This is a genomic window from Pseudomonas quebecensis (assembly GCF_026410085.1).
Classification (GTDB): domain Bacteria; phylum Pseudomonadota; class Gammaproteobacteria; order Pseudomonadales; family Pseudomonadaceae; genus Aquipseudomonas; species Aquipseudomonas quebecensis.
In genome coordinates this window covers 4425970-4443979 of record NZ_CP112866.1, presented here as the reverse complement: position 1 = coordinate 4443979, position 18010 = coordinate 4425970, and the positions used below count along the sequence as shown (strand labels likewise).

Sequence of the window (18010 nt, the reverse complement as noted above, 5' to 3'; positions counted from 1 at the left end):
AATTGAGTTTGGCCGGGGAGGGCAGGGTCAGTTTTTCTGCGCTCACGTCATTGCCCCAGCTTGCGCGGTTGCCAGTCCTTGATCACCAGCGTGACGTCCAGGTCGGTGCCGTGCAGCTTGATGCGTTCAGGCAGCCAATAGCCGTTCTGTTGCACGTAGCTTAAGTATTCAACCTGCCAGCCATCCTGTTCCAGGGTGGCCAGGCGGCTGTCGCCGTTGAGGCTCAGGCGACTCTTGCTGTCCGGGGCTGGCAGCCCGCGAACCCACCAGACGAGATGAGACACCGGCAACTTCCAGCCAATCTGCTCTTCCAGCAGAGCTTCCGGGGAGCTTGCTTCGTAGCGGCCCTGGTTGGCCACTTCAAGGCTGACTTGCCCCGGCCGGCCGGTCAGGCGCGCTGCGCCACGGCCCAGTGGGCCTGAGAGGCGAATATCGTAGTAGTCCTGGCGCTGCAGCCAGAACAATGTGCCGCTGCCGGAATCTTTCGGCGCGCGAACGCCGACTTTCCCCTCGATCTGCCAGCCATCGATGCTGGCCAGCTGATTCTTGTGCTGCTGCCATTGCGCCGGGTTGCCCTGGCCTTCAACGGATTCGCGGGTGCCAAGGCCGGAGCAGCCGGCAAGTAAGGCGATAAGACTGAATATTGCAACGTGGCGCAAAAACATAAGCTTAAAGGGTCTCGGATCCGGTCAGGCGCTTGATGGTGCCGCGCAGAATAGGGCTTTCAGGTTGTTCCTTGAGGAATTTCTCCCAGATCTGGCGGGCTTCACGTTGCTTGCCATTGGCCCACAGCACTTCGCCCAGGTGAGCGGCGACTTCCTGGTCGGGGAAGCGCTCCAGTGCCTGGCGCAGCAACCGTTCAGCCTCATTCAGATTGCCCAGGCGGTAGTTCACCCAGCCGAGGCTGTCGAGTACGGCCGGGTCTTCCGGGTTGAGCTTGTGCGCCTGTTCGATCAGTGCCTTGGCCTCGTCGTAGCGCGTGGTGCGATCAGACAAGGTGTAGCCCAGAGCGTTGAGCGCCATCGCGTTGTCCGGATCGCGCTTGATGATCAGGCGCAGGTCTTTTTCCATCTGTGCCAGATCATTGCGCTTTTCCGCCTGCATGGCGCGGGTGTACAGCAGATTCAAATCGTCGGGGAATTGCAGCAGGGCTTGCTGCAGCACTTTCCAGGCGCGATCGCCTTTATTGTTGGCCGATAATGTCTCGGCCTGGATCAGGTACAGCTGGATGGCGTAGTCCGGCTCGGCAGCCCTCGCCGCGGCCAGGCGCTTTTCCGCTTCATCGGTGCGGCCGTTACTCGTCAGGATATCGGCCTGGCGCAGTTGCGCCGGCAGGTAGTCGTTGCCGGGGCCGACCTGGGCATATTCGAGCAGCGCAGCCTGTGGATCGTTGCGTTCTTCGGCAATACGGCCAAGGTTCAGGTGTGCCGAGTCCACATGGCTTTCGCGCTGGATCAACTCTTCCAGATACCCTTTGGCCTCGTCCCAGGCTTTGGCTTCCAGGCACACCAGGGCCAGCGAATAGCGCAGTTCGTCGTCGTCCGGGTATTGCTGGACCAGATTGGCGAACTGCACTTTGGCGTCCTCCATACGATCCTGTTCCACCAGCGTGCGGGCGTAAGTCAGGCGCAGGCGCTTGTCTTCCGGGTATTTCTTGATGCTTTTTTCCAGCAGCGGAATCGCTTCCTTGCCGCGATTGAGGGCCTGCAGCAGGCGAGCGCGCAGCAGGATCGGGGCGATCTCGCCGTCGTCCGGCGGGTTCTGCTCCAGCAGTTTCAAGGCCGCCTCGGCCTCGTCATCCTGCTGCAGCAACAAGGCCTTGCCGAAAATCAGCTGGCTGTTCTTCGGGTGCTTTTGCAACAAACGGTCAAAACTTTTCATCAGGCCATTGCGGGTGTCCTGATCGGTGTCGGCGGCCGACAGCGCGAGGAAGTCGAAATGGGTGTCGCCCTTGCCCTGCAGGACTTTCTCCATATACACCATGGAGTCGTCATAGCGTCCGGCCCGCGCCAGTTGGATGGCTGCGGCCCGCTGTGCTTCCAGGTCGTCCGGGGCGTTCTTTGCCCAGATCAGTGAAGTATCCAGCGCCGCTTGATCGGCTCCCAGGTACTCGGCGATGCGAAACGCGCGCTCGGAGATGCCCGGGTCCTGCGTATTGATGGCCTGGGTGACGTAGTTGTCCAGCGCAATGTCGAAGCGATTGCGTTGGCCGGCCAGTTCGGCAGTCAGCAGGCTGTACACCGTTTCTTCACTGAACGATGAATACACCTTGGGCTTTTCTGGGGCGGGGGTGCTGTCTTCCGCCGGCGGCGTACCGTCCGGCTGCGCGGGGGCCATGGCCTGGCAGCCGCTGAGGAAGACAAAAGCAAGGAGCAACGCGGAAGATCTATTCATATAGGAAGAGGACGACTAACCTGCGGTCGGATCATCATGACACAAGCCTTCGGTCAAACATAACCGAGTCTCAGTGCGCGCCTTTTATAGGCACAAGGTATAGGGACAATAGACGACGGTGGTTGTTCTGAATCTTTCGAAGTAGGACAATCGCCGGCTTCCCGACATCATCAGCGATATTGAATGGCCTTCCTCGCACTCGGTATTAACCACAAGACTGCCTCTGTAGACGTGCGCGAGCGCGTGGCGTTTACGCCTGAGCAGTTGGTTGAGGCCTTGCAGCAGCTCTGCCGGCTCACCGACAGTCGCGAAGCTGCGATCCTTTCGACCTGCAATCGCAGCGAGCTCTATATAGAACAGGAACATCTTTCGGCGGATGTCGTTCTGCGCTGGCTGGCCGATTACCATCATTTGAGCTTCGATGAGCTGCGCGCCAGCGCTTATGTGCACGAAGAGGATGCGGCAGTTCGTCACATGATGCGCGTGGCATCCGGTCTCGATTCGCTGGTATTGGGCGAGCCGCAGATTCTGGGCCAGATGAAATCCGCCTACGCCGTAGCGCGCGAGGCCGGCACAGTGGGGCCGCTGCTGGGCCGGTTGTTCCAGGCCACCTTCAATTCCGCCAAGCAGGTGCGCACCGACACCGCTATCGGCGAGAACCCGGTGTCGGTGGCGTTTGCCGCCGTCAGCCTGGCCAAGCAGATTTTCAGCGACCTGCAGCGCAGCCAGGCGCTGCTGATCGGCGCCGGGGAAACCATTACCCTGGTCGCCCGTCACCTGCACGACCTGGGAGTCAAGCGTATCGTGGTGGCCAACCGCACCCTGGAGCGTGCCAGCATTCTGGCCGAGCAGTTCGGCGCCCATGCGGTGCTGTTGGCGGATATTCCCGCTGAACTGGTACGCAGTGACATTGTCATCAGCTCCACCGCCAGCCAGTTGCCGATCCTGGGCAAAGGCGCGGTGGAAAGTGCGCTGAAACTGCGCAAGCACAAGCCGATTTTCATGGTGGATATCGCCGTTCCCCGGGATATCGAGCCTGAAGTCGGCGAATTGGACGACGTTTACTTATATAGCGTCGACGATCTGCATGAAGTGGTCGCCGAAAACCTCAAGACGCGGCAGGGCGCAGCCCAGGCCGCCGAGGAAATGGTCAGCACCGGCGCCGAAGATTTCATGGTGCGCCTGCGCGAATTGGCGGCGGTGGATGTGCTCAAGGCGTATCGTCAGCAGGGCGAACGTCTGCGCGATGAAGAGCTGATCAAAGCTCAACGTCTGTTGGCCAATGGCAGCAGCGCTGAAGAGGTGCTGATGCAATTGGCGCGGGGCCTGACCAACAAATTACTGCATGCACCCAGCGTACAGCTCAAGAAATTGACCGCCGAAGGCCGCCTCGATGCGCTGGCCATGGCCCAGGAACTCTTTGCCCTCGGTGAGGGCGCGTCAGACAGCTCTTCGGATAAAAAACCGCAATGAAAGCGTCACTGCTCAATAAACTGGACGTGCTCCAGGACCGTTTCGAAGAACTGACCGCATTGCTTGGCGATGGCGAAGTCATCGCCGATCAAGCCAAGTTCCGTGCCTATTCCAAGGAATACGCCGAAGTTGAGCCCGTGGTCGCCACCTACAAAAACCTGCTCAAAGTGCAGGCGGACCTGGAAGGCGCCCAGGCGCTGCTCAAGGACAGCGACCCGGACATGCGTGAAATGGCCGTGGAAGAAGTCCGCGAGGCCAAGGAAAAGCTTGCCGAACTGGAAGGCGACCTGCAGCGCATGCTGCTGCCCAGGGACCCCAATGACGGGCGCAACGTATTCCTGGAGATCCGCGCCGGCACCGGTGGCGACGAAGCCGCGATTTTTTCCGGCGACCTGTTTCGCATGTACTCGCGCTACGCCGAGCGTCGCGGCTGGCGGGTGGAGATCCTGTCCGAGAACGAAGGCGAGCACGGCGGCTATAAGGAAGTCATTGCGCGTGTCGAAGGCGACAATGTCTATGGCAAGCTGAAGTTCGAGTCCGGCGCGCACCGTGTACAACGGGTGCCGGCCACGGAATCCCAGGGCCGCATTCACACCTCCGCATGCACAGTGGCCGTGTTGCCCGAGCCGGACGAGCAGGAAGCCATCGAGATCAACCCGGCGGACCTGCGCATCGACACTTACCGCTCGTCGGGCGCCGGCGGCCAGCACGTCAACAAGACCGACTCGGCGATTCGTATCACTCACTTGCCGTCGGGCATCGTGGTGGAGTGCCAGGAAGAGCGCTCCCAGCACAAGAATCGGGCGCGGGCGATGTCCTGGCTGTCGGCCAAGCTTAACGACCAGCAAACCAGCGCCGCTGCCAATGCGATTGCCAGCGAGCGCAAACTGCTGGTGGGTTCGGGCGACCGTTCCGAGCGTATTCGCACCTACAACTTCGCCCAGGGCCGAGTAACCGACCACCGGGTCAACCTCACCCTGTATTCCCTGGACGAGATCCTCGCCGGCGGCGTGGACGCGGTCATCGAGCCGTTGCTCGCCGAATACCAGGCCGACCAACTGGCGGCGATAGGTGAATAAATGACCATCATCGCCAGCCTGTTGCGCGCCGCCGACCTGCCTGATTCGCCCACCGCGCGTCTGGACGCCGAACTGTTGCTGGCCGCGGCCCTGGGCAAATCGCGCAGTTACCTGCACACCTGGCCGGAAAAAATCGTCAGCAGCGAAGACGCCCTGACATTTGCCGGCTACCTGCAGCGCCGCCGTGCGGGCGAGCCCGTGGCTTATATTCTCGGCCAGCAGGGCTTCTGGAAACTCGACCTTGAAGTGGCGCCGCACACGCTGATCCCGCGTCCGGAGACCGAAATGCTGGTGGAGGCGGCGCTGGAATTGTTGCCCGCTACACCCGCTCTGGTGCTTGATCTGGGCACCGGCAGCGGCGCGATTGCCCTGGCCCTGGCCAGCGAACGCCCGGCCTGGCAGGTCACCGCGGTCGACCGTGTGCTGGAAGCGGTGGCACTGGCCGAGCGTAATCGCCAGCGTCTGCACCTGGCTAACGTCACGGTGCTCAACAGCCATTGGTTCAGCGCCCTGCATGGTCATACCTTCGACTTGATTATCAGCAACCCGCCGTATATCGCCGACAACGAGCCGCATCTGGTGGCCGGTGACGTGCGTTTCGAGCCGGCCAGCGCCCTGGTGGCGGGCCATGATGGCTTGGATGACCTGCGGTTGATCATCAAAGACGCGCCGGCCCACTTGAATGCCGGTGGCTGGTTGCTGTTGGAACACGGTTACGATCAGGCCCCTGCGGTGCGCGACCTGTTGCATAGCCAAGGGTTTGAGCACGTGCACAGCCGCGTCGACCTGGGCGGCCACGACCGTATCAGCCTGGGGCGCCGGCCGTGCTGACCGACCAGGAGCTGTTGCGCTATAGCCGACAGATTCTGTTGCAGCATGTGGACATCGACGGCCAGTTGCGCCTCAAAAGCGCCCGCGCCCTGATCGTAGGCCTCGGCGGCCTGGGCGCGCCGGTCGCGCTGTATCTGGCGGCTGCGGGAGTGGGCCAGCTGCATTTGGCGGACTTCGACACGGTCGACCTGACCAACCTGCAACGTCAAATCATCCATGACACCGCCAGCGTCGGGCAGACCAAAGTCGACTCGGCCATGGCGCGCCTGAGCGCGATCAACCCCGACATCCGCCTGGTGCCCCATCGCACCGCGCTGGACGCCGATTCGCTGGCCGCTGCCGTGGCCGGCGTGGATGTGGTACTCGATTGCAGCGACAACTTCTCCACCCGCGAGGCGGTCAATGCCGCCTGTGTCGCCGCCGTCAAGCCGTTGATCAGCGGCGCGGCGATTCGCCTGGAAGGCCAGCTGTCGGTGTTCGACCCGCGTCGCGCCGACAGCCCGTGTTACCACTGTTTATACGGGCACGGCAGCGACGCCGAGCTGACCTGCAGTGAAGCCGGCGTGGTCGGCCCGCTGGTGGGGCTGGTCGGCAGCCTGCAAGCCCTCGAGGCCCTGAAGCTGCTGGCCGGTTTCGGTGAACCGTTGGTCGGGCGTTTATTGCTGATCGATGCCTTGACCACGCGTTTTCGCGAGCTGCGGGTCAAGCGTGACCCTGGCTGCAGTGTCTGCGGCACTCGCCATGGGTAAGGACGCGCCGATCGGTGTGTTCGATTCCGGTGTCGGCGGCCTGTCGGTGCTGGAGGAAATCCAGCAACTGCTGCCCCACGAGTCGCTGCTTTATGTGGCCGATGGCGGACATATCCCCTATGGCGAGAAAACTCCGGCCTTTATCCGCGAACGTTCGCGTTTGGTCGCGGCGTTTTTCCGTGAGCGGGGCGCCAAGGCGTTTGTGATTGCCTGCAACACGGCCACCGTTGCCGCCGTTGCTGACCTGCGCCTGGATTACCCCGATTGGCCGTTGGTGGGCATGGAGCCCGCCGTCAAACCCGCCGCCGCCGCGACCCGCAGCGGTGTGGTCGGCGTGCTCGCCACCACCGGCACCCTGCAAAGCGCCAAGTTCGCGGCGTTGCTTGATCGTTTTGCCGCCGATGTGCGCGTGATCACCCAACCCTGTCCGGGCCTGGTGGAACTGATTGAAACCGGCGACCTGGACAGCCCGGCCCTGCGCCAGTTGCTCCAGGGCTACGTCGGGCCGCTGCTCAGTGGCGGTTGCGACACCATCATCCTTGGCTGCACTCACTATCCCTTCCTCAAACCGCTGCTGGCGCAGATGCTCCCGCCGAGCATCATCCTGATCGATACTGGCGCCGCAGTGGCACGTCAACTTAAGCGTTTATTGGGTGAACGCGACGTGCTGGCCGGCGGCGAACCTGCGATGGCGCAGTTCTGGACCAGTGGCGATCTGTCTCACTTCAGAAATGTCCTACCGACACTATGGAAACATCCCGGAATTGTGCGAAGCTTCCGCACGTGAAAATTTCGTGAAATTTCGCCATTAGAAGCTGAACTTCTGTCACTGCGCAGGCTTCTATAGCGAGATTGCTTGTACAAAAAACCATACAACTCGTTCGGAAGGGATGTTTTATGAAGCGCTTGTTCTGTTTGGCTGCGATTGCAGCCGTCGCGGTAGGACACTCGTTATCGGCGCAGGCCGCCGGCCTCGAATTCGGCCTGGGGGCCACCAGTGATTCGACGCTGACGTATCGCCTGGGGCTGACGTCGGATTGGGACAAGAGCTGGATGCAGAGCGACATGGGGCGCCTGACCGGTTACTGGAGCGGCGCTTACACGTATTGGGAAGGTGACGACCGCGCAGGCGCCAGCAGCCTGTCGTTCTCGCCAGTGTTCGTGTATGAATTCGCCGGGCAGTCGGTCAAGCCGTATATCGAGGCCGGCATCGGTGTGGCGGTGTTTTCCCGCACCAAGCTGGAAGACAACAACATTGGCCAGGCTTTCCAGTTCGAAGACCGCTTGGGTTTCGGGCTGCGCTTTACCGGTGGGCATGAAGTGGGCATCCGCGCCACGCATTATTCCAACGCCGGTATCAGCAGCAACAACGATGGGGTAGAGAGCTACGCGCTGCACTACACCATGCCGTTGTAACCGCCCTCCCGTAAAACCCTTGCGGCAGGGGGCTTGCCTCCTACCGCATGGCGCATCAGCGATACGCCGTGGCAATGCCCTGGCGTTCGTCCAGACACTCCGGTGCGCCCATCTCGAATTCGCGACAAATCAGCGGTCGCCGCTCGTAAATTGTGCACATCATCGTGTCCCGATCCAGCGCCGCGCACCAGCCGTCGTCCAGGCGCAGCATGACTTCACCGCCCCAATCGTCCGTGTCGATATAGCGCTGCGGTACACCCGTGTCGGTAATCAACATGACTTCCAGCTGACAGCAGCACGCCGCACACGTAGAACAGGTGACGGCGGGTTCAGCAATTTGCAGGTGGGGGATGGTGTTCATAGGCGCGCAGTGTAAGGCAAGCGCAGGCTGTGGGTGTGAAAGGTCTGACAGACGTCAGCGTGCCAGCCGATGCAATCCGACAAAAACCGCCGCCCACAGCAGTGCCAACCCGCTGAGCGTCGGTGCCAGGGCGAAGCCAAATCGCACCCCCGCCAACTGGCTGCCGGCGTAATACGACAGCGGCCCACCCACCGCGCCCAGCAAGGCGGCCAGCCACCAGGGTTGCGCGCTCCAGGCCAGGCAATGCCGCAGCGTGGTCGCCAGTAGGGCCCACAACAGCATCAGCCAGAACGGGATCAACGGCCCCGGTTCGCTGAACTGAAACACCCCCGACACCCGCAGCAAGGTGTCCAGCACAGTGCCCGCCAGGGTCACGCCGATAATCAGCGCGCCGTCCTCGGCCCATGAACTTATCCACAGCAGGTGAACGGCCAGGACTACCACACCCACCAGCAACCAGAGGCTGTCGCCGCCCAGCACGCAGGCAAACCAGCCGCACTGGAACAGCGCGGCGTTGGCCACGGTTTTAAGCATTGAAGCGTCCGAGCAGGGGTGGGTTGATGGCTGCGGGCTTGGCCAGCAGCAATTGAGCGGTGCCGATGGTGCGCTCCATAAAGCCACCTTCGCAGTAACACAGGTAAAACTCCCACAGCCGCAGGAAGTATTCGTCGTAGCCCAGTTCCGATAGGCGGCCATGGGCGCGGCGAAAATTCTCATGCCACAGGCGCAGGGTTTTTGCGTAGTGCAGGCCGAAGTCTTCCATGTGCAACAGGTTCATGTCGGTGTCGCGGCCGACGATGTGCAGCATGTTCTGCACCGAAGGCAGGGCGCCGCCGGGGAAAATGTAGCGTTGGATAAAATCCACACTGCGCCTGGCCTGCTCGAAACGCTGTTCGCGAATGGTGATGGCCTGCAGCAGCATCAGGCCGTCGCGCTTGAGCAACTGCGCGCATTGCTTGAAGTAGGTGGGCAGAAAGCGATGGCCCACCGCTTCGATCATCTCGATCGACACCAGTTTGTCGTACTGCCCCGTCAGATCGCGGTAATCGCTCAGCAACAGGGTGACCTGGTCCTGCAGGCCCAAGGCGTGGATTCGTTGCTGGGTGTAGGCGAACTGTTCTTTGGACAACGTCGTGGTGGTGACCTTGCAGCCGTAATGCTGCGCCGCATACAGCGCCATGCTGCCCCAGCCGGTGCCGATTTCCAGCAAATGGTCGCTGGGTTTAAGCGCCAGTTTCTGACAGATGCGTTCCAGTTTGTTCAGTTGCGCCTGTTCCAGCGTGTCGTCGGCCGTCAGAAATTGCGCCGCCGAGTACATCATGGTCGGGTCCAGAAACGCTTCGAACAAGTCGTTGCCCAGGTCATAGTGAGTGGCGATATTTTTTTGCGAGCCCTTGCGCGTATTGCGGTTGAGCCAGTGCAGGCTTTGGGTGAGCGGGCGCGCGAGGCGGGCCAGGCCACCCTCCATCGCGTCGAGTACGTCCAGGTTGCTGACCATCACCCGCACTACGGCGGTCAGGTCCGGACTGGTCCAATGGCCGTGGATAAATGCCTCGCCGGCGCCGATCGACCCGTTGGCCGCCACCAGGCCCCACACGGCCGGATCGACGATCTGGATTTCCCCTAGCAGGTGCGCTTCCCGTGCGCCGAACACTTGGCGTTCACCATCCTCGATCACCACCAACTGGCCGTGGCGCAATTGGCTGAGTTGACGCAGCACACCCTTGCGCAGCAGCGCGGTGGTCATGCCGTTGACGTTCAGGCGGCTGGCCTTGACCGATAAGCTAGGGGATTTCATGGCGATGTTCCTTGGTATACCCGACGGCGGTGCGAGAGGCGCCATCGGCGGCCCGGTGGGAGAAAATCGGTGTACGTTTAAGCAACAGGCGCAAGGCCTGCCAGTAAATCGCCAGGCAGGTCTTGGCGGTCATCCACGGAAAGCGCCACAGGTAGCGGTGCAGGCTGGCGCGGGTCAGCGCCTCTTTGTGCAGGCTGAGGGTGGCGTCGAAGACTTTCAATTCGCCCTGCCAGTCGGCCATGTGCACGCCGAGCCGCTCGGCGGGCGGGCTGAAGCTCATGCGGTATTGCAGGTCGCGCGGCAGGAACGGCGACACATGGAACGCCTTGGCCACGGCAAAATGCTGGTGCTCGTCCGCACCCAGAGCCTGGGCCGGCAGGACGTAGCGGTAGCGCTCGCGCCAAGGGGTATTGGTGACTTCACACAGGATCGCGGCCAGTTGCCCGTCGGCCTCGAAACAGTAGAAGAAACTCACCGGATTAAAAGCCAGGCCCCAACTGCGGGCCTGGGTCAGTAGGCAGATAACGCCCTGGGGTGTACGCCCCAGCGCCTTGCCGACTTCCTGGCGCACGGCATCGCTCAGGCTCATGCCGTGGCCGGTCAACTCACGCAGGTAGTCCTGCTGGCGAAAACCAAAAGGCGCCAGGCGGCTGCGCCCGGCCAGGGGCGAGAGCCCTAGCACGTGGTCTTCTTCACTCAAATCCAGGTACAGCAGGCCGATGCGGTAGCGAAACGCATGGCCCTTGGGCGCAAACCGGCGATGGGCGATCCAGCCGCTGTACAGGGCACTGTTCACAGGGTTTCCCCAAAGGCTTGCGCCACGCGCAGGGCGCTGACTACGCCGTCTTCATGAAAGCCATTGGCCCAGTAGGCGCCGCAATAATGGGTATGGCGGGCGCCGTTCAATTCTTCCCAGCGGTTCTGGGCGGCGACGGCGCCCAGGCTGTATTGCGGATGGGCATAGGTGTAGCGCGCAAGAATCTTCAGCGGGTTGATCACCGCCGTCTGGTTGAGGCTTACGCAGAACGTCGTGGCGCTGTCGATGCCTTGCAGGATGTTCATGTCGTAGGTCACGGCGGCCTGGGCCTGACTGTCGCCGGTCAGCCGGTAGTTCCAACTGGCCCAGGCCAGTGTGCGATCGGGCAGCAGGCGCGTGTCGGTGTGCAGCACCACGTCGTTATCGGCATAGGGCAGGGCACCGAGGATCTCCTGCTCCGCCTGGCTCGGGTCGCCGAGCAACGCCAGGGCCTGGTCGCTATGGCAGGCGAACACCACGCGGTCAAAGGACTCACTGCCGGACGCGCTGTGGATAACCACGCCGTCCTCGTTGCGCTCGACGTTATGCACAGGGCAGCTCAAGCGGATCCGCTCACGAAAACCGCGAGTCAGGGGTTCGATGTACGCACTGGAGCCGCCTTCGATCACGCACCACTGTGGGCGATTGTTCACCGAGAGCAGGCCGTGATTCTTGAAAAAACGCACGAAGAACTGCAACGGAAAGCCCAGCATGTCCGCCAGCGACATCGACCAGATCGCCGCGCCCATCGGCACGATGTAGTGGCGCACGAAGCGCTCGCCATAGCCGCCGGCGGTGAGGTAGTCGCCCAGGGTCATGTCGGCGCTGATGCGGTGTTCCTGTAAATCCAATGGCGCCTGGCGATTGAAGCGCAGGATGTCGCGCAACATGCCCCAGAAGCCCGGCGACAGGATATTGCTGCGCTGAGCGAACAAGCTGTTGAGGTTATTGCCGTTGTACTCAAAGCGCGTGCGCTCGTCGCACACCGAAAAACTCATCTCGGTGGGTTTGAACGCCACGCCGATCTGCCCCAGCAAGCGAATGAAATTGGGGTAGGTCCAGTCGTTGAACACGATGAAACCGGTGTCCACCGCGTAGTGCTGGCCTTCCACCGTGACCTTGACCGTATGGGTATGGCCCCCAATGCGGTCGCCGGCTTCGAACAGGGTGATGTCGTGACGGCGGTTGAGCAGGTAAGCGCTGGTCAACCCGGCGATGCCGCTGCCGATGATGGCGATCTTCACAGGTCGTCCTTCTTCGGCGGAGCACTGCGCAACATGCGCTTGCCGATGATCAACTGCGCGCGGTTAGGCAGCTTCGACAAGGGCCACAGGGTGGCGATAAACAGCGCGGGGAAGGCGATCTCCAACGGCCGCTTTTGCAGTTTGGCGAAGATATGCCGCGCGGCCTTGTCGGCGGGCCAGCTCAGGGGCATCGGGAAGTCATTGCGTTCGGTCAGGGGCGTGTCGACAAAGCCCGGGCTGATCACCGTGACGTCGATGTTTTCCGGCGACAGGCTGATGCGCAGCGATTCGAACAAATACCGCAGGCCGGCCTTGGAGGCGCCGTAGGCCTCGGCGCGCGGCATCGGCAGGTAGGTCACGGCGCTGGCGACGCCCACCAGGTGTGGCGTCAGGCCGGCGCGCAACAGCGGCAGCGCCGCTTCGATGCAATAACTGCTGGCCAGCAGGTTGGTGCGCACCACATGCTCGATGATGGACGAGTCGAACTGGCGGGCGTCGACGTATTCGCAGGTGCCGGCGTTGAGGATCACGGTGTCCAGCGCGCCCCAGGCGTGGGTAATGTGTTCACCGATTTCGCGCACGGTCTGGCTGTTGGTCAAGTCGCCGGCCACCACCAGCACTTGGCCGGGGTAACGTTGCGCCAGGGCCTCCAGCGGCTCTTTGGAGCGTGAGCTCACGGCCACCTGGGCGCCGCTGTTGAGCAGCTCCTCGGCCAGCGCGGCGCCGATGCCACTGCTGGCGCCGGTCAGCCAATAACGACGGGGCGTCACGCTATTCATCCCACTCTCCTTTTCAGCCAACTGACCACTTTGCCGAGTACGGGCAGGTGTTCATACAGCAGGGCGCCAGCGTCGAAATAGTCACGATGGCGGTAGACCTTGTCACGCCACATCAGGTGCGAGCAGCCTTCCACGCGAATCACCCGGCCATTGGCCAGGCGCGGGTGGCAGAAGCTCATTTTCCAGCGCAGGTAGCCTTCGCCTTCGGCCACCTGATCGAAGCCGTGAAAGTCGAAACGCAGTTGGCTGACATTGCCGTACAGCGTTTCGAAATATCGGTGCAGCGCGGTCAGACCGTGCACCTCGTGCAGCGGATCGGTAAAGACGATGTCCTTGCTGTACAGGCTGTCGAGCAGGTGCAGGTTGTGCTTGTCCAGCGTGGCAAAGGTGTGGGCGAAGCGGCGCAGAAAGTCACTCATGGGCACCCCCGGCGGCTTCGCGCGATGGCAGGCTGCGGAACGCGGCCAGGGCGCGCTCGCGGGATTTTTTCAGATCGACGATGGCGCGGGGGTAATCCGCCACGCCAAACAGGCCGCCAACCGCATCGGGGTTGTGGACTTCCTTTTTATTCAACCCGGCCAGTTCCGGCAGCCAGTGCTTGATGAACACGCCGTCGCGGTCGAATTTTTCCGACTGGCTCAGCGGGCTGAAAATCCGGAAATACGGCGCCGAGTCGGTGCCGGTGGACGAACTCCACTGCCAGCCACCGTTATTGGCGGCCAGGTCGCCGTCGATCAGGTGGCGCATAAAGAAACGTTCGCCTTCACGCCAGTCGATCAGCAGGTTCTTGGTCAGGAACATCGCCACCACCATGCGCAGGCGGTTGTGCATCCAGCCGGTGTCGAGCAACTGACGCATCGCCGCGTCGATGATCGGCAGACCGGTGCGCGCCTGTTGCCAGGCGGCGAGGTCCTCGGGTGCGTCACGCCAGGCCACCGCTTCGGTTTCGGGGCGGAAGGCGCGATGGCGGGACACGCGCGGGTAGCCCACCAGAATATGTTTGTAGAACTCACGCCAAAGCAGTTCGTTGATCCAGGTGATCGCACCGATATCGCCGCTTTCGAACTCGCCCTGATTGGTTTGCAGCGCCGCGTGCAGACACTGGCGCGGCGAGATCACACCGGCTGCCAGGTAGGCCGACAATTGGCTGGTGCCGGGCTTGGCGGGGAAATCGCGCTCATCCTTGTAATAGCTGATCTGCGCGTCGGCGAAGGTTTCCAGGCGGCGCCGGGCTTCATCTTCGCCGGCAGGCCAGAGTGCGCGCAGGCGCTCGCTGGGCGGTTCGAAGCCATCGACGGCGGTTGGCACGGCGTCGCTCTCGATGGCGAGTTTTTGCTGCGCCTTCGGCGCGTTCACCAGACGCGGCAGGGCGCTGTGCAGGCGGGTGTAGCAGACCTTGCGAAACTGGCTGAACACTTGGAAATACGTGCCGCTTTTGGTGAGCACACTGCCTGGTTGAAAAAACAGTTGGTCCAGGTAGCTGTGGAAAGTCACGCCATCGGCTTCCAGCGCCTTGGCCACCGCTGCGTCGCGGCGGCTTTCATGAATGCCGTACTCTTCGTTGACATGCACCGAGGCCACGCCCAGCTCGCCGCACAATTGGCTGAGCACGGCGGGCACCTGGTCCCAGGTGGCGGCGGTGCGGATCAGCAGCGGGATGTTGAGTGCGCCCAGGGACTGGCTCAAGTGCTGCAGGTTGCGCAGCCAGAAATCCACTTTGCACGGTGCGTCATCGTGGGCCCGCCATTGTTCGGGCGTGATCAGGTAAACCGCCACCAGCGGGCCGCGCTGGCTCGCGGCGGCCAGGGCGGTATTGTCGTGAAGGCGCAAGTCGGTGCGCAGCCAGATCAGGTGCATTTAGACGAGTCCACGCTGGAGCAGAAGCTGGTGGGCCGACAGCGGGTCTTCGGCGACGGACAGATCGGCAAGGTCATGGCTGAGCAACGCCAGCTCGGCCTGATGAATGCTCACCGTGGGACCGACCAGCAGCGTCGGGCAGTCAACACCGCCCAACAGTTTGGCGAAGGCCGGCAGTTGCAAGGCCTTGCTTGAATACAGCAACACTGCGCGCGGTTTGAGGTGTTCCACCGCCAGCGCCAGTTCGCCGGCGGGCAGCGGCCAGTCGAAGACTTCCACCGGGCAATCGGCGCTGCTGGCCAGCCAGGCGCTGAGCCACAGGTGCGGCTCCAGCGGCAGGTCGGATTGATTGATCAACAGCAGTGGCGCGCCGTGCAATTGGCGATTGTTGTGGTAGATGCGCGCGCCGAATTTGCTGCGCAGCCATGACAGAAAAAACACCCGCTCCATCTGAGCGCCGAACTGGCCCTGCCAGCGTTGCTCCAGTTCCTGGATCAGCGGCAGCAGCAGTTGCTCGCACAGCGTGCGCGGCGGGTAGAGCGCCATGGCCTGGTTGAAGGCATCGTCCACCCGGCGCTCGGCCAGGTCGCTGATGGCCTGCACCAGGGTCTGGCGCAGGCTCTGCCATTCGTTGGCAACGCTGTCGGGGCTGGTCTGGGCGGAGTCGATCAGGTTTTTCACCTGGCTGACCGGTACGCCTCGGTTGAGCCACGTCAGGATGGTGTGAATACGTTGCACATGCTCGGCACTGAATAGCCGATGCCCTTTGGGCGTGCGCTGGGGCACGATCAAGCCATAGCGACGTTCCCAGGCGCGCAGGGTCACTGCGTTGACGCCGGTCTGACGCGCGACCTCACGGATCGGCAGCCAGCCATCTTCAAGGGCTTGGGCAATGTCTTCGCCGGGTTCTTCGTGCACGGCGGTTTTCATGACGCTTTTCATGGGTTAGATCGCATTTCGCAGGCTGAGATTTTCCGGGTGCGGCTGCAAGTACGCCTGCTGCGCGATGTAGCGGTCCGGGTGTTGGCGAAAGTGGTGCTTGAGCAACGTCAGCGGCACCACCAGCGGCACGATGCCGTGGCGGTATTGGCCGATGACGGTTTGCATTTCCTGTTTGTCGTCTGCGCTGATTACCTGCTTGAGGTAGCCGCTGATGTGCTGCAGCACGTTGCTGTGGGTGCCGCGGGTGGCGCATTTTTTCAGGCCGGTCATCAATTCGCTGAAGTAGCCGGCGGTCAGTTCTTCCAGCGGGATGCCTTTGTCCATCGTGCCCAGCAGGTGGCCGAGGCTTTTGTAATGTTGCGGACTGTGGGCCATCAGCAGGTACTTGTAGCGCGAGTGAAAGGCCAGTAAGCGATGGCGGCTCAAGCCTTCGGCCAGCAGTGCTTGCCAGCTTGCATAGACGAACACGCGGGTAAGGAAGTTTTCCCGCAGGACCGGGTCGTTCAGGCGCCCGTCCTCCTCTACCGGCAGGTTGGGGTGGCGCGCGCAGAACGCCTGGGCATAGATGCCGCGACCGCCGCCTTCCACCGGTGTGCCGTTTTCACGATAGACCTTGACCCTTTCCAGGCCACAGGATGGTGACTTCTGCATGAAGATGTAACCGCACAAGTCAGTATGTTCGCGCGCCATCTGCCGGCCGTAATCGTCCAGCGGTTGGGTGACGTTGAGCGCACGGTTCACAGTACCGACGGCCTGTGGCTGGGCAGCGTCGCCTACCAGGCGGATCGGCTCGCGGGGAATGCCCAGGCCGATGGCCACTTCCGGGCACAAGGGAACGAAGTCGAAATAGTCGGCCAGGGTCTGGCAGCAGAGCAGGGATTGCTTGTGTCCGCCATTGAAGCGCACGTTCTCGCCCAACAGACAGGCACTGATAGCGATCTTCGGTTTGGGGCTGTTGGACATGGGCAAACCTCTGCGAAATTCCTATACAAACTCTATAGCCTGTACAACTAAATCTCATCATAGGTTTGATGCTGTACAAGTCAAATTATTTGTATAAGTTTTTGCGCGAAGGTTATTTCCAGCCGATTGTCCACGTTTCGGCGTCCTGCAGGGTCTGCCACGGCAGCCGCTTGCCACGGCGGGTCATCACTGCCTGCAGTTCGAGTTCGAGTACGGTGCCTTCCTCATCACGAAACAGCTCAGTGACCAGGAAATGTTTTTCCTTGTTTTTCGGGTGTGCTGCTGTCCATTTCGACAGCAGCAATTTATCCGGGTTGATGCGGTTCATTGCAGATGCTCGATCAGACGGCGCGCCGCTTCCTGGCCACTGAGCCAGGCGCCTTCCACGCGGCCGGACAGGCACCAGTCGCCGCAGACATACAACCCCAGGTCAGCATCGGCGAGTACGCCGAACTCATGGGCGCTGGACGGTCGCGCATAGAGCCAGCGATGGGCAAGGCTGAACGAAGGCTCGGGCATGGTGCTGTGCAGCAACTCGGCGAAGGCACCGTGCAGGTATTCCGTGATTGCTTCCTTGGACAGGTCCAGGTGGGCCTTGCTCCAAGCGCTGGTGGCATGCAGAACCCAGGTGTCGAGGCGCGTGTCGCGCCCTGGCTTGCTGCGGTTGCGTGCCAGCCAGTCGAGGGGGCTGTCTTGTACGAAACAGCCTTGCATCGGGGTGTCCAGCGGTGTGTCGAAGGCCAGGGCGACGGCCCAGGTGGGGTCCATTTTTACCCCGGCGGCGACGCTCGCCAGTTTGGGCGCGGCCGCCAGCAGGGCGCTCGCTTGGGGCGCCGGGGTGGCGATGATCACGTGGCTGAAAGGCCCGTGATTGCCGCCGTCGGCGTCCTGCAGGTTCCAGTGATGTTTGCCCTGGAACACCTCGGTGATGCGGCAACCGAACTGCACCGGCAAATCATCCAGCAGTGCGCGAGTGATGGCACTCATGCGTGGTGTGCCGACCCAGCGCACCTGTTCATCGGGGGAGGGAGTGAGCTGGCCGGACTTGAATTGGTAGAGCTTGGGTAGCCACTGATCGACCACGCCCTGCGCCTGCCAGCGCTGCACCTCGGTGGCAAAACGCCGATCACGGGCGGTGAAGTACTGGGCGCCCATGTCCAGCGCACCGGCATCGCTGCGCTTGCTGGACATACGCCCGCCGCTGCCGCGACTTTTATCGAAGAGTTGTACAACATGCCCGGCCTCTTTTAACGCTCGGGCGGCGGAGAGACCGGCAATACCGGTACCGATAATCGCGATGGGTAGAGTCATGGTGAGCCTCATTTACC

The 18010-nt window shown here is 62.1% G+C and carries 20 protein-coding genes; 6 read left to right on the top strand and 14 right to left on the bottom strand.

Features of this window, described 5'->3' with window-relative positions; translation table 11 throughout:
* Positions 1-47: 47 nt before the first annotated feature.
* A complete protein-coding gene (gene lolB, locus OSC50_RS20695) occupies positions 48-665 on the bottom strand; it encodes a lipoprotein insertase outer membrane protein LolB (RefSeq protein WP_181079590.1) in 618 nt (205 codons plus the stop codon).
* Positions 666-669: 4 nt separating this feature from the next.
* A complete protein-coding gene (locus OSC50_RS20690) occupies positions 670-2394 on the bottom strand; it encodes a tetratricopeptide repeat protein (protein WP_266245903.1) in 1725 nt (574 codons plus the stop codon).
* Positions 2395-2577: 183 nt separating this feature from the next.
* On the opposite strand from OSC50_RS20690, the gene hemA reads away from it, so the two are divergent.
* The 6 genes from hemA to OSC50_RS20660 all read left to right on the top strand — a co-directional run bounded on the left by hemA (position 2578) and on the right by OSC50_RS20660 (position 7942).
* On the top strand, positions 2578-3867 hold the full coding sequence (gene hemA / locus OSC50_RS20685; protein WP_266245905.1) for a glutamyl-tRNA reductase: 1290 nt from the start codon (positions 2578-2580) through the stop codon (positions 3865-3867).
* The gene (gene prfA / locus OSC50_RS20680) at positions 3864-4946 is read left to right on the top strand and encodes a peptide chain release factor 1 (RefSeq protein WP_181079593.1); all 1083 of its coding nucleotides are present in this window, start codon (positions 3864-3866) and stop codon (positions 4944-4946) included. Before hemA ends, prfA begins: the two co-directional genes overlap by 4 nt.
* Positions 4947-5777, top strand: coding sequence for a peptide chain release factor N(5)-glutamine methyltransferase (prmC, locus tag OSC50_RS20675; RefSeq protein ID WP_266245907.1), 831 nt, complete (start codon positions 4947-4949; stop codon positions 5775-5777). It abuts the gene before it with no gap.
* On the top strand, positions 5771-6526 hold the full coding sequence (locus OSC50_RS20670; protein WP_181079595.1) for a molybdopterin-synthase adenylyltransferase MoeB: 756 nt from the start codon (positions 5771-5773) through the stop codon (positions 6524-6526). Before prmC ends, OSC50_RS20670 begins: the two co-directional genes overlap by 7 nt.
* The gene (gene murI / locus OSC50_RS20665; protein WP_253511991.1) at positions 6519-7313 is read left to right on the top strand and encodes a glutamate racemase; all 795 of its coding nucleotides are present in this window, start codon (positions 6519-6521) and stop codon (positions 7311-7313) included. The genes OSC50_RS20670 and murI overlap by 8 nt, the downstream gene beginning before the upstream one ends.
* A gap of 110 nt (positions 7314-7423) precedes the next feature.
* Positions 7424-7942: an acyloxyacyl hydrolase gene (locus tag OSC50_RS20660; protein ID WP_181079597.1), complete on the top strand. Its 519-nt coding sequence runs from the start codon at positions 7424-7426 to the stop codon at positions 7940-7942.
* Between the two features lie 55 nt (positions 7943-7997).
* On the opposite strand, the gene OSC50_RS20655 is transcribed toward OSC50_RS20660, so the two are convergent.
* From OSC50_RS20655 to OSC50_RS20600, 12 genes are all read right to left on the bottom strand, one after another.
* The gene (locus OSC50_RS20655; protein WP_181079598.1) at positions 7998-8303 is read right to left on the bottom strand and encodes a YkgJ family cysteine cluster protein; all 306 of its coding nucleotides are present in this window, start codon (positions 8301-8303) and stop codon (positions 7998-8000) included.
* 54 nt (positions 8304-8357) lie between these two features.
* Positions 8358-8837 (bottom strand): DUF2878 domain-containing protein, encoded by a 480-nt coding sequence (locus tag OSC50_RS20650; RefSeq protein WP_181079599.1) that lies wholly within the window; start codon positions 8835-8837, stop codon positions 8358-8360.
* Positions 8830-10101, bottom strand: coding sequence for an SAM-dependent methyltransferase (locus tag OSC50_RS20645; RefSeq protein ID WP_181079600.1), 1272 nt, complete (start codon positions 10099-10101; stop codon positions 8830-8832). The genes OSC50_RS20650 and OSC50_RS20645 overlap by 8 nt, the downstream gene beginning before the upstream one ends.
* Entirely contained in the window at positions 10088-10897 is an 810-nt protein-coding gene (locus OSC50_RS20640; protein WP_181079601.1) for a DUF1365 domain-containing protein, read from the bottom strand. Before OSC50_RS20640 ends, OSC50_RS20645 begins: the two co-directional genes overlap by 14 nt.
* The gene (locus OSC50_RS20635) at positions 10894-12141 is read right to left on the bottom strand and encodes an NAD(P)/FAD-dependent oxidoreductase (protein ID WP_181079602.1); all 1248 of its coding nucleotides are present in this window, start codon (positions 12139-12141) and stop codon (positions 10894-10896) included. Before OSC50_RS20635 ends, OSC50_RS20640 begins: the two co-directional genes overlap by 4 nt.
* Entirely contained in the window at positions 12138-12920 is a 783-nt protein-coding gene (locus OSC50_RS20630; RefSeq protein ID WP_253510382.1) for an SDR family NAD(P)-dependent oxidoreductase, read from the bottom strand. The genes OSC50_RS20635 and OSC50_RS20630 overlap by 4 nt, the downstream gene beginning before the upstream one ends.
* The gene (locus OSC50_RS20625; RefSeq protein ID WP_181079604.1) at positions 12917-13339 is read right to left on the bottom strand and encodes a nuclear transport factor 2 family protein; all 423 of its coding nucleotides are present in this window, start codon (positions 13337-13339) and stop codon (positions 12917-12919) included. Before OSC50_RS20625 ends, OSC50_RS20630 begins: the two co-directional genes overlap by 4 nt.
* Positions 13332-14777, bottom strand: coding sequence for a deoxyribodipyrimidine photo-lyase (phrB, locus tag OSC50_RS20620; protein ID WP_253510384.1), 1446 nt, complete (start codon positions 14775-14777; stop codon positions 13332-13334). The genes OSC50_RS20625 and phrB overlap by 8 nt, the downstream gene beginning before the upstream one ends.
* A complete protein-coding gene (locus OSC50_RS20615; RefSeq protein WP_253510386.1) occupies positions 14778-15707 on the bottom strand; it encodes a MerR family transcriptional regulator in 930 nt (309 codons plus the stop codon).
* Between the two features lie 15 nt (positions 15708-15722).
* Positions 15723-16682: a YbgA family protein gene (locus OSC50_RS20610; RefSeq protein WP_266245913.1), complete on the bottom strand. Its 960-nt coding sequence runs from the start codon at positions 16680-16682 to the stop codon at positions 15723-15725.
* Positions 16683-16794: 112 nt separating this feature from the next.
* Positions 16795-17010: a TIGR02450 family Trp-rich protein gene (locus tag OSC50_RS20605; protein ID WP_266245915.1), complete on the bottom strand. Its 216-nt coding sequence runs from the start codon at positions 17008-17010 to the stop codon at positions 16795-16797.
* Positions 17007-17993 carry an NAD(P)/FAD-dependent oxidoreductase gene (locus tag OSC50_RS20600; RefSeq protein WP_253510390.1) on the bottom strand — a complete coding sequence of 329 codons (987 nt, stop codon included), beginning with the start codon at positions 17991-17993 and terminating at the stop codon, positions 17007-17009. Before OSC50_RS20600 ends, OSC50_RS20605 begins: the two co-directional genes overlap by 4 nt.
* Positions 17994-18010: the final 17 nt, after the last annotated feature.